Genomic DNA, 13,145 nt, shown 5'->3' with positions numbered 1-13,145 from the left:
ATGTGCTGTGGGAGGCATACATAAGCTAATAAGTTCAAAGGGTATAACTATTAAACAGTTAGGGTGGGGACAATGAAGACAAAGACAAAAAAATGGGCTGGTGTATTTTCGGTATTACTGAGTAGTTCGCTTGTGTTATCTGCTTGTGGGGGACAGGAGGATACGGCTTCTACAGAACCGGTTAAACAACAAGATTTAAAAAATATAAAAGTTGAAAAAATTGCGGCTACAGATAAGACGAAAGTACCTGATAAGGCAAAAAATAGAAAAGATACGTTTATTTCTGGTATCTCAAAGCCTGGGGGAGTTTTCTTACCTTACTTTCAAGAGAACGGTTGGGATGGCAATGTGACATCGGTTATTTTTGCTTCCCTTGTTACAACAGATAAACAAGGAAAACCTATACCAGATCTTGCTGAGAAGTGGGATGTTTCTTCAGACCAATTAACATATACATTTCATTTACGCAAAGACTTGAAATTTAGTGATGGATCGCCATTAACCGCTGACGATGTAGCATTTACATTATCACTTCTACATGATAAAGCGTATGAAGGCGGAGATGATATTTCACAATATGCAATTAAAGGTGGAAAGGAATATAAAGAAGGAAAAGCGACGTCTATTGAAGGAATTCAAGTTGTGGATCCACAAACAATTAAAATTACGGCCGAAAAAGTTAATTCACAAGCGCTAATTGCTTTAGGTGGTCCAGTATTATCGAAAGCTTATTATGGAAAAGAGTATAAACAAAATACTAGTTTAGATTATTTAAAAGAGTTATATGGAAAACCGATAGCTGCGGGTCCATATAAGTTCGAAAAGTATATCCCAGGACAGGAAGTTCGTTTTACAGCAAATGAAAATTATTATGCAGGTAAACCAAAAATCCAAAACTTTATTTATAAGATTACTTCACCGGATACAAAATTCCAATTATTCCAAACAGGTGAGATAGATTATACAGGAGTAGGCTACGGGGATGAAATTTTAGAACAAGTGAAGAGTTTACAGTTTGCAAATGTTGAAATAGAGACAGCTGCTTCATTTAGTTATATAAGAATGAATAGTAAAAAACCGTATTTAAAAGATAAGAAAGTTCGTCAAGCTCTTATTTATGGATTGGATCGTAAAAAATATGTAGATACAGCTTTGAAAGGATACGGTACGGTAGCAAATGTTCCAATTCATCCAACATCTTGGGCTTATACAGAAGAGGGCATTAATAAGTACGAATATAACTTAGATAAGGCGAAGAAATTATTAGATGAAGCTGGATGGAAAGCTGGTTCAGATGGAATTCGTGAAAAAGATGGTCAAAAACTTAAATTAACGTATTATGGTGCAAGCTCAGCAAAAGAAGGTGATTTATTTATTCCGATAGCAAAAGAGAACTATAAAGAATTAGGTGTGGAGTTCAACCCTGAATTTATGGATTTTAATACGATGCTGTCAAAAGTGAAAAAAGGCGATTATGATTTAGCTTCTGTTGCAACACCAATTACAACAGATCCAAGTGAAACTGTAAGTGGTTACTCCTCGGAAGGTGATGATAATACCCTAGGTTATAAAAACGAAAAAGTAGATGAATTAATTAAAAAAGGAATTGAAACTGTAGATATTGAGAAACGTAAACCAATTTACAAAGAACTGTACAAAGAACTAAGTGATGATCCGCCAGTAATTTTATTAAATTATCGTAGAATCATCACAGCTTACAATGGAAACATTAAAGGAATTGATCCTGAGAAGTATGACAGTATTAGTTCGAACTCGCCAGTATTATCTATTGAAAAATAACGAGAAGAATGTATAAGTAGAAGACATTTTTTCATTCGGCTAGTAATATGCTGATTCGAAAAAATGTTCTTCTATTTTAAGCATAAGATTGGAGAGAAAAAGGGTGAAAACGTATATCGTTCGTAGGTTGTTACAAATGATTCCTACACTTTTGGGAACGTCAGTTGTTATTTTTTTCCTGTTCGCACTTCTTCCAGGAGATTATATTGATTCGAATCCTAAGATTACACCGCAAAGGGCGGCAGAGCTTCGGGAATTGTATGGATTAAATAAGCCAATTGTTGAGCGCTATTTTCATTGGTTAGGTAATGCGTTACAAGGGGACTTTGGTTTTTCACTTCAATATCAAGAACCTGTAACATCATTATTAAATAAATTTATTTGGAATTCTTTTAGTGTAGCAATTATTGCATTGTTTTTTATTTGGTTAATTGCACTTATTATCGGTGTATTTTCAGCGACAAAACAACATTCTTTATTCGATAAGCTTGTAACAATTGGTATCTTTGCAGCGATGTCATTTCCTTCATTTTTTATAGGTCTGTTTCTAATTAAGGTGTTCGCAGTTGATCTTAAGTTATTGCCAATAGGTGGAATGATTGATGTTGGTAGTAATTCAACCGGATTCGCTTATGTGATAGAAGTTGCAAAGCATATGGTTTTACCGGTATTTATTTTGACTCTTCTTGGAGTAGGTTCATTAACTCGTTATTTTAGAACGAGTATGTTAGAGGTTGTAAGACAAGATTACATACGGACAGCAAGAGCAAAAGGTTTAAAAGAGAAGACTGTTATTTATAAGCATGCATTAAAAAATGCCATTTTACCGGCTATTACATTGCTTGCGTTTGAGTTACCTGGATTGTTTTCTGGGGCAATTATTATTGAACAAATTTTTAACTGGCCAGGGATTGGTGGTATTCAATTAGAAGCACTAAATTTCCGTGATTATACAGTATTGATGGCATTTACGATGTTTCTTTCTTGTTTAACAATCGTTTCAAATTTTTTCGCAGATATTGTATATGCAGTTGTTGATCCACGAATTCGGTTGAAGTAAGGGGGGAACGAGATGGAAACTGTTACAGCGATTACAGAGAAGAAAGAAAAAAAGAGAAGAAAAAATGAATCATCGCCATGGCGACAAGCTATTAAACGGATAAAGAGAAATAAGATGGCACTCGTAGGATTGTATGCATTAATTTTTATGTTTTTATTTTGTTTTATCGGTCCGTTCTTTTCGCCATATGCATCAGGGAAAATACAAGTTGCGTTAATTAACAAACCACCTAGTTTTTCTCATTGGCTCGGTACAGATCAATTAGGAAGAGATATTTTAACGAGACTTATGCAAGCGGGACGAATTTCATTAACAATTGGCCTAGCTTCAATGGTTTTATCCGTGATACTAGGAGCTGTATTAGGAGCTATTGCAGGTTTTTATCGTGGTATCGTTGATAATATTATTATGCGGCTTGCAGATATTTTAATGTCGATGCCAGGATTACCGTTACTTATTATAATGGGGGCGATTTTATCAGAGTGGAAAGTACCGTCTGATTATCGTCTGTATGTCATTATGATTATTTTAAGTTTAGTAGGTTGGCCAGGGCTTGCACGTCTTGTAAGAGGTCAAATTTTGTCACTCAGGGAGCAAGCGTTTATGCAAGCTGCTGATGTGCTAGGAATAAAAGATTACCGAAAAATTATCTATCACTTAATTCCTAATGTTTTACCGATATTAATTGTTGTATCCACATTAGGCGTTGCAGGTTCTATTTTAGGGGAATCCGCACTAAGTTACTTAGGCCTCGGCGTCGTCCCGCCTACACCATCATGGGGGAGCATGATTAGCGCAGCTAACTCACTAATTGACTTCCAAAAACGTCCGTGGTTGTGGATTCCGCCTGGCTTTGCCATCTTTATAACAGTTGTATCTATTAATTTACTTGGTGATGCACTTCGTGATGCGTTAGATCCAAAGATGAGACGGTAGGTGAGGAAATATGAGTAGAGCGTTAGTAGAACTGAAAGATTTACAAACACACTTTCAGACAGAGGAAGGGACAGTAAAGGCTGTTAATCATGTTAGTTTTGCAGTTCGAGAAGGTGAAACAGTTTGTGTTGTAGGTGAATCAGGGTGCGGGAAGAGTGTAACGGCTTTATCTATTATGGGGCTTATTGCTGAATCGGGCAGTGTAGTAGGTGGCGATATTTTATATGAAGGAAAAAGTCTTTTAGAAATGAAGGAGAAAGAACTTCGTAGTTTAAGAGGCAATGACATTGCGATGATTTTCCAAGAACCGATGACATCGCTAAATCCTGTCTTCACTGTAGGTGAACAAATTGTAGAGACGTTAAGAGAGCATGAATTACTTAGCAAAAATGAAGCGTATAAGAAGGCAATTGAGTTAATTCGTAAAGTTGGTATAGCTCGTGCGGATGAAATCGTCCATTCTTATCCGCACGAACTGAGTGGTGGCATGTTACAACGTATTATGATTGCTGTTGCACTTAGTTGTAATCCGAAGTTACTAATTGCCGATGAGCCAACAACGGCTCTTGATGTTACGATTCAAGCTCAAATATTGGACTTATTAAGACAAGTAAAAGAGGAATTTAAAACATCAATTTTATTAATTACACATGATTTAGGTGTTGTAGCAGAAATGGCTGATTACGTTGTCGTTATGTATGGTGGGAAAGTTATTGAAGAAGCACCAGTACTAGAAATATTCCAAAATCCGAAACACCCGTATACGAAAGGGCTGTTGAAATCAAAACCAGTGATGGGAAAACGAATAGATAAACTATACTCCATTCCAGGGCAAGTTCCTAATTTAGTCGGTTTGGATGAATTTTGCTACTTTAGCGGTCGTTGTGAGCATTGTATGGAAATATGTAAAGAAGAAGCACCGAATCTAAATGTACATGATGAGAATCATAAAGTAGCTTGCTGGTTATATGAGGAGCGTGCGGGACAATGAGTGAACCATTATTAGAAGTAAAAAACTTAAAAACATATTTCCCAATTAAAGGCGGCATATTTAGTAGAACGATTGGACATGTGAAAGCAGTTGATGGAGTAAGTTTTACTATTAATAAAGGCGAAGTGTTCGGTCTCGTTGGTGAATCAGGAAGCGGAAAAACGACGATAGGAAAAACAATTTTACGTCTCGTTCAAAAAACGGAGGGAGAAGTGAAGTTTAAAGGACACGATGTTCATTCTCTATCAAAAGAGGAATTGAGAAAACATCGTCCTAATATGCAGCTTGTGTTTCAAGATCCATTTAGCTCATTAAATCCGAGAATGAGAATTGGAGAAGCACTGGGCGAGCCGATGTTGGCTCACGGACTAGCGACGAAAGAAAATGTTCGTGAAAAAGTGACAGAAGTATTAGAGTTATGTGGCTTAGCCCCATATCATATTGACCGGTATCCTCATGAGTTTTCTGGTGGACAACGTCAGCGTATCGTTATCGCAAGAGCTATGGTATTAAATCCGGAATTTATAGTAGCTGACGAACCTGTGGCAGCACTAGATGTATCTATTCAAGCACAGATCATTAATTTATTTAGTGAGTTACAGGAGAAAAAGGGACTATCTTATTTGTTCATTTCACATGATTTAAGCGTAGTAGAGCACTTATGTACGAAAATTGGAATTATGTATTTAGGAACGATTGTGGAAACAGCGCCGCGTGATGAGTTATTTACGAACCCACTGCATCCGTATACAAAAGCGTTGTTATCAGCTGTGCCAATACCAGATCCAACGGTGAAGCGAGAGCGGATTATACTAGAGGGTGATATTCCAAGTCCAGCAAATCCACCTTCGGGTTGTCGCTTTCATACACGTTGCCCGTTTGCAACAGATATTTGTAAACAAACGGTACCAGAATTCCGTAATGTTGGTGAAGAGCATTTTGTTGCTTGTCATCATGTATAAAAGAAAAGGACCCTTTCAAATTGAAAGAGTCCTTTTTTTATTTACTAGATGAAGTTTGTTTCAATACAAATTTCTCGATTGCGTGAGCAACACCATGCTCATTATTTGTTAATGTTACGACATCACATAGTTTTTTTACATCTTCTTCAGCATTTCCCATTGCAACTGATAAGCCAGCTACTTGTAACATTGGCACATCATTAAAGTTGTCCCCGATCGCAATAGTATCTTCAATTGGTATATTGAAATAAGCAGCCATTTCTTGTAGACCGTTCCCTTTATGACCATGCTTATCCATAATTTCTACATTAGTAGGAGCTGATGCCGTAACTGAAATATCAGTGTCTTCTTGTAACATGCTTAATAGCTGTTCACGATGCGCTGCATTAAATGTCAAAATGAAGAATTTAGATATCTCTAATTCTGGATTATTTACAACATCTTCGATTTTTTGGAAATCAGTAATTAAGTTTGATTTCTTTTGTTTTTCTGTAATTCTTTCAAGTTCTTCAAGTGTAACATCTAGTGCATGCTTGTTTTCTTCGAACGCTTGCATGACTTGATCTTGCCATGTATATGGAGAATAAACTCCTTTATTCGTATATAGCTTATAAGGAAAACCTTCAGATTCTAGTAATTTTGCAAGCTTGTATACTTTATCATTTTGTAAACAACGCGAGTTAATTACTTTTCCATCCGCATAAACAATTGCCCCATTGCTCGCTCCAACTGGAAGAGATAGTTTATATTCTTCCAATAATTTTAAAGCATCCTCTTTTGCACGACCAGAACAAATCATGACTATATGACCAGCCTCTTTTGCAGTTTGGATAGCTTGTAAGTTCTCTTTGGAGATTTCAAGATTAGATGATAGTAGCGTACCATCCATATCTAATGCGATTAATTTCAAAATGACCACCTCTTTGCTTTTATTATACATAGTTATATAGAGGAAACATATAAACTTATCTTGGAAAGATCGTATTTTATCTCGCGTGAACCGTCAGTAAAAATTTGATAGGCGCCATCTTATTACTTTGAATATGCACTTTAATTTGTAATAAAAATAGAGGTAGGTATGAGGGTGTTTCGTTATATGACTGTAATATTACAATAACATTACAAACGTCAACTTAGTAGAAAGTGCATTAAAACAGGGTTTTTAAGGGTGTTTATAAAAAAGGTAAAAAAAGTGTAATAAAATTTACGTAATTATATTGCAACGTAACAATAGTTATGTTACATTAATGTTACAAACGTTACGTTAATAACTTTAATGTAACGCTAACATAAAAACTATGAAATAAACATTTCTTAGAAATTACATATAGATAACTTATTAAAAAGGAGGATACATAAAATGAAAGAGCAAGTATTACAAGTAACAAAAGGTGACTTCGTAGGATCAGCAAGTGGAGCAGTAGTATTAACAGCGTTAATCGTATTTCTATCAAGCGTATTAGTATAATAGAAGTTTTGTAACAAAAGAAAATAGAAGGGAGAATGAAAGATATGAAAGAGCAAGTATTACAAGTAACAAAAGGTGATTTCGTAGGATCGGCAAGTGGAGCAGTAGTGTTAACGGCATTAATCGTATTTCTATCAAGCGTATTAGTATAATAGAAGTTTTGTAACAAAAGAAAAAAGAGAGGAGAATGAAAGATATGAAAGAGCAAGTATTACAAGTAACAAAAGGTGACTTCGTAGGATCAGCAAGTGGGGCGGTAGTATTAACGGCATTAATCGTATTTCTATCAAGCGTATTAGTATAATAGAAGTTTTGTAACAAAAGAAAATAGAAGGGAGAATGAAAGATATGAAAGAGCAAGTATTACAAGTAACAAAAGGTGATTTCGTAGGATCGGCAAGTGGAGCAGTAGTGTTAACGGCATTAATCGTATTTCTATCAAGCGTATTAGTATAATAGAAGTTTTAAATCATACAAAATGAAAGGAGAATGAGGAATATGAACAGCGAACAAGTGTTACAAGTAACAAAAACAGATTTATTAGGATCATTAGGTGGAGCGGTAGTATTAACATCATTTATTTTATTCCTTGCAAATGTATTAGTATGAGACATATAAATACAATCATTCAAAAAAAATAAAGACTCTAGCATATTAGTAAGTAGTTAATATGTTGGGGTCTTTTTTGTTTTCCTCTCCTATATACCTTCAAGTATTAATATTCCCTTCTTCATGTAAAGAGAAAAAAGTCGAATTTTATATGTAAGAAAAAAAGAGGAATTTGACAGAAAAGATAGAAAATTTTAAAGGTCAGAATTTGTTAGCTTGCTAACTAATTTCTATTAATTGATGTTGGAAGCGTTTTCGGTTGGCTTTAAGTATGGACCATTTAATCTATTTACAGGGGGATGAGAATTTTATGAAACAAAAATCTATGGATACGCTAGCTGCACAAATGGAGGACTTTTTTCCGGTACGTGATGTAGATCATTTGGAATTTTATGTAGGAAATGCAAAGCAATCAAGTTATTACCTTGCGAGAGCATTCGGTTTCAAAATTGTGGCTTACTCTGGATTAGAAACTGGTAACCGTGAAAAGGTATCTTATGTTCTTGTGCAAAAAAATATGCGTTTTGTTGTGTCTGGAGCTTTAAGTAGCGATAATCGTATCGCAGAATTTGTAAAGACACATGGTGATGGTGTAAAAGATGTTGCTTTACTTGTTGACGATGTTGACAAAGCATACTCGGAAGCTGTGAAACGTGGTGCCGTTGCGATTGCTCCACCTGTGGAATTAACAGACGAGAACGGTACATTGAAAAAAGCAGTTATTGGTACGTATGGTGATACAATTCACACGCTTGTAGAGCGTAAAAATTATAAAGGAACATTTATGCCAGGATTCCAACAGGTGGAGTTTAATATTCCATTTGAAGAGTCAGGTTTAATTGCTGTAGACCACGTAGTTGGTAATGTTGAGAAAATGGAAGAATGGGTTAGCTATTATGAGAATGTTATGGGCTTTAAACAAATGATTCATTTTGATGATGACGATATTAGTACAGAGTATTCAGCATTAATGTCGAAAGTTATGACAAATGGAAGTCGTATTAAGTTCCCTATTAACGAGCCAGCAGATGGAAAGAGAAAATCGCAAATTCAAGAATATCTAGAATTCTATAATGGAGCAGGTGTACAACATCTTGCTTTATTAACAAGCGATATCGTTAAAACAGTGGAAGCGCTTCGCGAAAATGGCGTGGAGTTTTTAGATACACCTGATACTTATTATGACGAGTTAAGTGCGCGAGTTGGGAAAATTGATGAAGAAATTGATAGGTTAAAAGAATTAAAGATTTTAGTAGATCGCGATGAGGAAGGATACTTACTACAAATCTTTACGAAACCAATTGTAGATCGCCCAACTTTATTTATTGAAATTATTCAACGTAAAGGTTCTCGCGGATTTGGAGAAGGGAACTTTAAAGCATTATTTGAATCAATTGAAAGAGAACAGGAACGTCGCGGAAATTTATAAGATTTGTATCCACCAGCAAAAGTCTCTTTGCTGGTGGAAATTTCATTTTTATAGGGAGGAATCATGATGAAATTTGTTACATTTCGTCTTCCTTCGAAAGAAATGCGAGCTGGATGGCTTGAAGGTGACAAAGTAATTGATATGAATCTTGCTAGTGATGGAAAATTACCTTCTTCTATGTTCGCCTTTTTAGAGAAAGCGGATGAGTATGTAGAAGTATTGCGTAATATGGAGAATCCGGAAAAGGGTATATATTCCTTAGAGGAAGTGCAATTAGCGGCGGCAATTCCTAATCCGAGTAGTATTCGGGATTTTTACGCGTTTGAACAGCATGTAAAAACAGCCCGCGGCCGGAGAGGGCTAGAGGTTGTACCTGAATGGTACGATATCCCGGTTTTTTATTTTACGAACCATCGTGCTGTAATTGGTCCGGATGATTTTGTAATTGGTCCGAAGAAATCTAAAAAGCTTGATTATGAGTTAGAGATCGCTTGCGTAATTGGGAAAGAAGGAAGAAATATTTCTCGTGAACAAGCAGAGGAATACATTTTTGGTTATTGTATTATGAACGACTGGAGTGCAAGGGACTTACAAGCAACAGAAATGAAGGTAGGACTTGGTCCAGCAAAAGGAAAAGATTTTGCAACTTCATTAGGAGCGCACCTTGTTACGAAAGAGGAATTGGATGTTTATCGTAACGGTGACCGTTATGAGTTAGAGATGACTGCTCATGTAAATGGAAAGCTATTATCAAAGGGGAACTTCCAAGATATTTACTATACATTTGCTGAAATGATTGAACGTGCTTCGGAAGACGTTACGTTATATCCAGGCGATGTAATTGGTTCTGGGACAGTAGGAACAGGTTGTGTTTTAGAACTGGGTACGGAAGAGTGGCTGCAAGATGGGGATGTTGTAGAACTTACAATTACTGGTTTAGGTACGTTACGTAATACGGTCAAAAAAGAAATGGAAGCAGGTGATGGGCATGTTTTATCGTCACATGGGGGAGCTACCTCATAAACGACATGTACAATTCCGTAAAAAAGATGGGTCGCTTTATCGCGAACAGGTAATGGGAACAAAAGGTTTTTCTGGTACGCAATCTATTTTGTACCATCATTATATGCCAACGGAAGTAGGTCATGCGGCATTATCTCATTCTTGTCAGTTGCAGTATGAAGAAGATGTAGCTCTTGCTCATCGTCACTTTCGCACGAAAGAAAATAAAAAAACTGGTGATGCAGTAAGCGGAAGAAACTTTATGCTTGGGAATGAGGATTTATTAATTGGAGTGGTGACTCCAACAGAAAAAATGGACTATTTCTACCGTAATGGTGATGGCGATGAAATGTTATTTGTTCATTACGGAACAGGGAAAATTGAAACGATGTTTGGAACAATTCACTATAGAAAAGGTGATTATGTAACGATTCCAATTGGAACGATCTATCGTGTTATTCCAGATGAAGGAGAGACTAAGTTTCTTGTTGTAGAGGCAAATAGTCAAATTACAACGCCGCGTCGCTATCGGAATGAATATGGACAATTGTTAGAGCATAGTCCGTTTTGTGAGAGAGATATTCGTGGTCCTGAAAAATTAGAGACATATGATGACAAAGGTGAGTTTGTCGTAATGACAAAGTCGAGGGGATATATGCATAAGCATGTTTTAGGGCACCATCCGCTAGATGTTGTTGGATGGGATGGCTATTTATATCCGTGGGTCTTTAATGTAGAGGACTTTGAACCAATCACAGGTCGTATTCATCAGCCACCTCCAGTACATCAAACGTTCGAAGGTCACAATTTCGTTATTTGTTCTTTCGTACCACGTTTATACGACTATCATCCAGAATCTATTCCGGCACCATATTATCATAGTAACGTGAATAGTGATGAAGTACTGTACTATGTAGAAGGAAACTTTATGAGCCGGAAAGGTGTGGAAGAAGGTTCTATTACACTTCATCCGAGCGGAATTCCTCATGGGCCGCATCCTGGGAAAACAGAGGGAAGTATAGGGAAGAAAGAAACACTTGAACTAGCTGTTATGATAGACACGTTCCGTCCGCTTCGTATTGTAAAGCAAGCACATGAAACAGAAGATGAAAAATATATGTATAGCTGGATTGAAGAAGGTTCACATACTGTGAAATAGGTGAAAAGAGGCATGCTCAATAAGTGAGCATGCCTCTTTTGTGGAATCGACATGTATAATAATACCAAAAAAAATTACGGAAAGATATATAGAAACAACGATAAGGATATTGTATGTTCCGAAAGATTTCTACTTATTTCGACAAAAGTATTGACTGGGGAAAGTGCAATGAGTAAAATAAAAAAGCGAATTAAAAATTTTCAGAAAATTTAAAACTTGGAGGAGCATGCTATGAAGCAAATTTTTCAAAAGAAGCCTATTGCAAAGCTAATGCAAGAGAGTAAGCAAAAGACGTTAGCAAGAACATTGGGTGCATTGGATTTAACTATGCTTGGAATCGGGGCAATTGTTGGAACAGGTATTTTTGTTCTAACGGGCGTGGTAGCAGCAAAACATTCTGGACCAGCTATTATATTATCATTTGCGATAGCCGCTTTAGCCTGTGCCTTTGCTGCATTTTGTTATGCTGAATTCGCTTCTTCAGTTCCTGTCTCAGGCAGTGTGTATACGTACACATATGCGACGATGGGAGAGGTATTCGCATTTTTAATTGGATGGGACTTAATGCTTGAGTATTTACTCGCTACATCTGCTGTAGCAAACGGTTGGTCCGCTTATTTTCAATCTTTATTAAAGGGATTTGGGATCCATATTCCTACCATTCTCTCCTCGGCCCCTGGTACAGGAAAGGGTGGAATAATTGATTTGCCTGCGGTTCTAATTATTTTAGTGATGACAGTTCTTTTATCTAGAGGTGTTCGTGAAAGTGCACGAATAAATAACATTATGGTGTTTATTAAATTAGCGGTTGTTCTCATATTTATCTTTGCTGGTTTTAATTATGTAAAACCTGAAAATTGGACACCTTTTATGCCGTTTGGCTTAGATGGTGTCATGGCTGGAGCTGCTACAGTGTTCTTTGCATTCATAGGGTTTGATGCAGTTTCAACGGCAGCAGAAGAAGTGAAACGTCCACAACGTGATTTACCAATTGGCATTATTGCATCTTTATTAATTTGTACAGTTCTTTATATTGTTGTTTCACTTATTTTGACAGGAATTGTTCCATACGGACAGTTAAATATATCAGATCCAGTTGCTTTTGCACTTCAATTTATTGGACAAGATAGTTTAGCGGGAGTAATTTCAGTAGGAGCAATTACAGGAATCACAACAGTAATGTTAGTTATGATGTATGGGCAAGTACGTGTTTCGTATGCAATGAGTAGAGATGGATTATTGCCGAAGCGCCTTGCTAAAGTCCATCCAAAATTTAAAACACCATTTTTAAATACATGGACAACAGGAATTATTGCAGCACTTATTTCAGGATTAATAGATTTAAATGTGTTAGCGCATCTTGTAAATATGGGGACTTTATCAGCCTTTGCACTTGTAGCTGTTGCTGTTATTGTAATGAGAAGAACTCACCCTGATTTACCAAGAGCATTTAAGGCACCGCTTGTACCATTTTTACCAGCATTAACGGTGATTTTTTGTTTATATTTAATGCTTCAGTTATCCGGTACTGCTTGGATTAGTTTTGGGGTATGGATGGTTATCGGTATTGCGGTTTACTTCTTATATAGCCGAAAACATAGTGCTTTAAATAATAGTAAAGACGAAGAAGATGCAGCAAATTTATAAGTTGAAAAATCCATTCTAATTCTGTTAGGATGGATTTTTTATTCTGAAAATTTACATTTTTCTGATTGTGTATATAATATAA

Annotated in this window: 15 protein-coding genes; 14 read left to right on the top strand and 1 reads right to left on the bottom strand. The window is 36.3% G+C overall.

Annotated features, from left to right (window positions below):
• Positions 1-72 precede the first annotated feature (72 nt).
• The 5 genes from MKO96_RS26980 to MKO96_RS26960 all read left to right on the top strand — a co-directional run bounded on the left by MKO96_RS26980 (position 73) and on the right by MKO96_RS26960 (position 5,749).
• Positions 73-1,800, top strand: coding sequence for an ABC transporter substrate-binding protein (locus MKO96_RS26980; protein WP_240589206.1), 1,728 nt, complete (start codon positions 73-75; stop codon positions 1,798-1,800).
• Positions 1,801-1,903: 103 nt separating this feature from the next.
• Positions 1,904-2,860 carry an ABC transporter permease gene (locus MKO96_RS26975; RefSeq protein WP_046960200.1) on the top strand — a complete coding sequence of 319 codons (957 nt, stop codon included), beginning with the start codon at positions 1,904-1,906 and terminating at the stop codon, positions 2,858-2,860.
• Between the two features lie 12 nt (positions 2,861-2,872).
• Complete coding sequence (opp4C, locus tag MKO96_RS26970) at positions 2,873-3,796, top strand: oligopeptide ABC transporter permease (protein ID WP_240589205.1); 924 nt, start codon at positions 2,873-2,875, stop codon at positions 3,794-3,796.
• A 10-nt stretch (positions 3,797-3,806) separates the two neighbouring features.
• Complete coding sequence (locus MKO96_RS26965) at positions 3,807-4,787, top strand: ABC transporter ATP-binding protein (RefSeq protein ID WP_240589204.1); 981 nt, start codon at positions 3,807-3,809, stop codon at positions 4,785-4,787.
• Positions 4,784-5,749 (top strand): ABC transporter ATP-binding protein, encoded by a 966-nt coding sequence (locus MKO96_RS26960; protein ID WP_001294493.1) that lies wholly within the window; start codon positions 4,784-4,786, stop codon positions 5,747-5,749. Before MKO96_RS26965 ends, MKO96_RS26960 begins: the two co-directional genes overlap by 4 nt.
• 37 nt (positions 5,750-5,786) lie before the next feature.
• Here the strand turns inward: MKO96_RS26960 and MKO96_RS26955 are convergent, their stop codons facing one another.
• Complete coding sequence (locus MKO96_RS26955) at positions 5,787-6,659, bottom strand: Cof-type HAD-IIB family hydrolase (protein ID WP_240589203.1); 873 nt, start codon at positions 6,657-6,659, stop codon at positions 5,787-5,789.
• Between the two features lie 450 nt (positions 6,660-7,109).
• On the opposite strand from MKO96_RS26955, the gene MKO96_RS26950 reads away from it, so the two are divergent.
• The 9 genes from MKO96_RS26950 (at position 7,110) to bcaP (ending at position 13,063) form a co-directional block, all read left to right on the top strand.
• Positions 7,110-7,217 (top strand): DUF3948 family protein, encoded by a 108-nt coding sequence (locus tag MKO96_RS26950; RefSeq protein ID WP_000664237.1) that lies wholly within the window; start codon positions 7,110-7,112, stop codon positions 7,215-7,217.
• Positions 7,218-7,252: 35 nt separating this feature from the next.
• A complete protein-coding gene (locus MKO96_RS26945; protein WP_000654250.1) occupies positions 7,253-7,369 on the top strand; it encodes a DUF3948 family protein in 117 nt (38 codons plus the stop codon).
• Between the two features lie 44 nt (positions 7,370-7,413).
• A complete protein-coding gene (locus MKO96_RS26940) occupies positions 7,414-7,521 on the top strand; it encodes a DUF3948 family protein (RefSeq protein WP_000664237.1) in 108 nt (35 codons plus the stop codon).
• 35 nt (positions 7,522-7,556) lie between these two features.
• On the top strand, positions 7,557-7,673 hold the full coding sequence (locus tag MKO96_RS26935) for a DUF3948 family protein (RefSeq protein ID WP_000654250.1): 117 nt from the start codon (positions 7,557-7,559) through the stop codon (positions 7,671-7,673).
• Positions 7,674-7,715: 42 nt separating this feature from the next.
• Positions 7,716-7,826, top strand: a complete 111-nt coding sequence (locus MKO96_RS26930; RefSeq protein ID WP_001083700.1) for a DUF3948 family protein — start codon at positions 7,716-7,718, stop codon at positions 7,824-7,826.
• A gap of 310 nt (positions 7,827-8,136) precedes the next feature.
• Positions 8,137-9,255 carry a 4-hydroxyphenylpyruvate dioxygenase gene (gene hppD / locus MKO96_RS26925; RefSeq protein ID WP_000810916.1) on the top strand — a complete coding sequence of 373 codons (1,119 nt, stop codon included), beginning with the start codon at positions 8,137-8,139 and terminating at the stop codon, positions 9,253-9,255.
• 66 nt (positions 9,256-9,321) lie between these two features.
• Positions 9,322-10,278 carry a fumarylacetoacetate hydrolase family protein gene (locus MKO96_RS26920; RefSeq protein WP_000674024.1) on the top strand — a complete coding sequence of 319 codons (957 nt, stop codon included), beginning with the start codon at positions 9,322-9,324 and terminating at the stop codon, positions 10,276-10,278.
• Positions 10,244-11,416 (top strand): homogentisate 1,2-dioxygenase, encoded by a 1,173-nt coding sequence (locus MKO96_RS26915; RefSeq protein ID WP_240589202.1) that lies wholly within the window; start codon positions 10,244-10,246, stop codon positions 11,414-11,416. The genes MKO96_RS26920 and MKO96_RS26915 overlap by 35 nt, the downstream gene beginning before the upstream one ends.
• A 231-nt stretch (positions 11,417-11,647) precedes the next feature.
• Positions 11,648-13,063 carry a branched-chain amino acid transporter BcaP gene (gene bcaP, locus MKO96_RS26910; RefSeq protein WP_000809356.1) on the top strand — a complete coding sequence of 472 codons (1,416 nt, stop codon included), beginning with the start codon at positions 11,648-11,650 and terminating at the stop codon, positions 13,061-13,063.
• The last annotated feature ends 82 nt before the right edge of the window (positions 13,064-13,145 follow it).

Source organism: Bacillus sp. ES1-5 (assembly GCF_022487605.1).
In the GTDB taxonomy this organism is placed as follows: domain Bacteria; phylum Bacillota; class Bacilli; order Bacillales; family Bacillaceae_G; genus Bacillus_A; species Bacillus_A wiedmannii.
Note: the sequence above shows the minus strand (reverse complement) of the source record. Positions and strands in the feature narration are given on the sequence as shown.

Bases quoted from the DNA above. Each gene is read 5' to 3' on its own strand.
- MKO96_RS26930 (WP_001083700.1), top strand. From the start codon at position 7,716: ATGAACAGCGAACAAGTGTTACAAGTAACAAAAACAGATTTATTAGGA.
- MKO96_RS26935 (WP_000654250.1), top strand. From the start codon at position 7,557: ATGAAAGATATGAAAGAGCAAGTATTACAAGTAACAAAAGGTGATTTC.
- bcaP (WP_000809356.1), top strand. From the start codon at position 11,648: ATGAAGCAAATTTTTCAAAAGAAGCCTATTGCAAAGCTAATGCAAGAG.
- MKO96_RS26915 (WP_240589202.1), top strand. From the start codon at position 10,244: ATGTTTTATCGTCACATGGGGGAGCTACCTCATAAACGACATGTACAA.
- MKO96_RS26945 (WP_000654250.1), top strand. From the start codon at position 7,253: ATGAAAGATATGAAAGAGCAAGTATTACAAGTAACAAAAGGTGATTTC.
- hppD (WP_000810916.1), top strand. From the start codon at position 8,137: ATGAAACAAAAATCTATGGATACGCTAGCTGCACAAATGGAGGACTTT.
- MKO96_RS26960 (WP_001294493.1), top strand. From the start codon at position 4,784: ATGAGTGAACCATTATTAGAAGTAAAAAACTTAAAAACATATTTCCCA.
- MKO96_RS26980 (WP_240589206.1), top strand. From the start codon at position 73: ATGAAGACAAAGACAAAAAAATGGGCTGGTGTATTTTCGGTATTACTG.
- MKO96_RS26940 (WP_000664237.1), top strand. From the start codon at position 7,414: ATGAAAGAGCAAGTATTACAAGTAACAAAAGGTGACTTCGTAGGATCA.
- MKO96_RS26965 (WP_240589204.1), top strand. From the start codon at position 3,807: ATGAGTAGAGCGTTAGTAGAACTGAAAGATTTACAAACACACTTTCAG.
- MKO96_RS26920 (WP_000674024.1), top strand. From the start codon at position 9,322: ATGAAATTTGTTACATTTCGTCTTCCTTCGAAAGAAATGCGAGCTGGA.
- MKO96_RS26950 (WP_000664237.1), top strand. From the start codon at position 7,110: ATGAAAGAGCAAGTATTACAAGTAACAAAAGGTGACTTCGTAGGATCA.
- opp4C (WP_240589205.1), top strand. From the start codon at position 2,873: ATGGAAACTGTTACAGCGATTACAGAGAAGAAAGAAAAAAAGAGAAGA.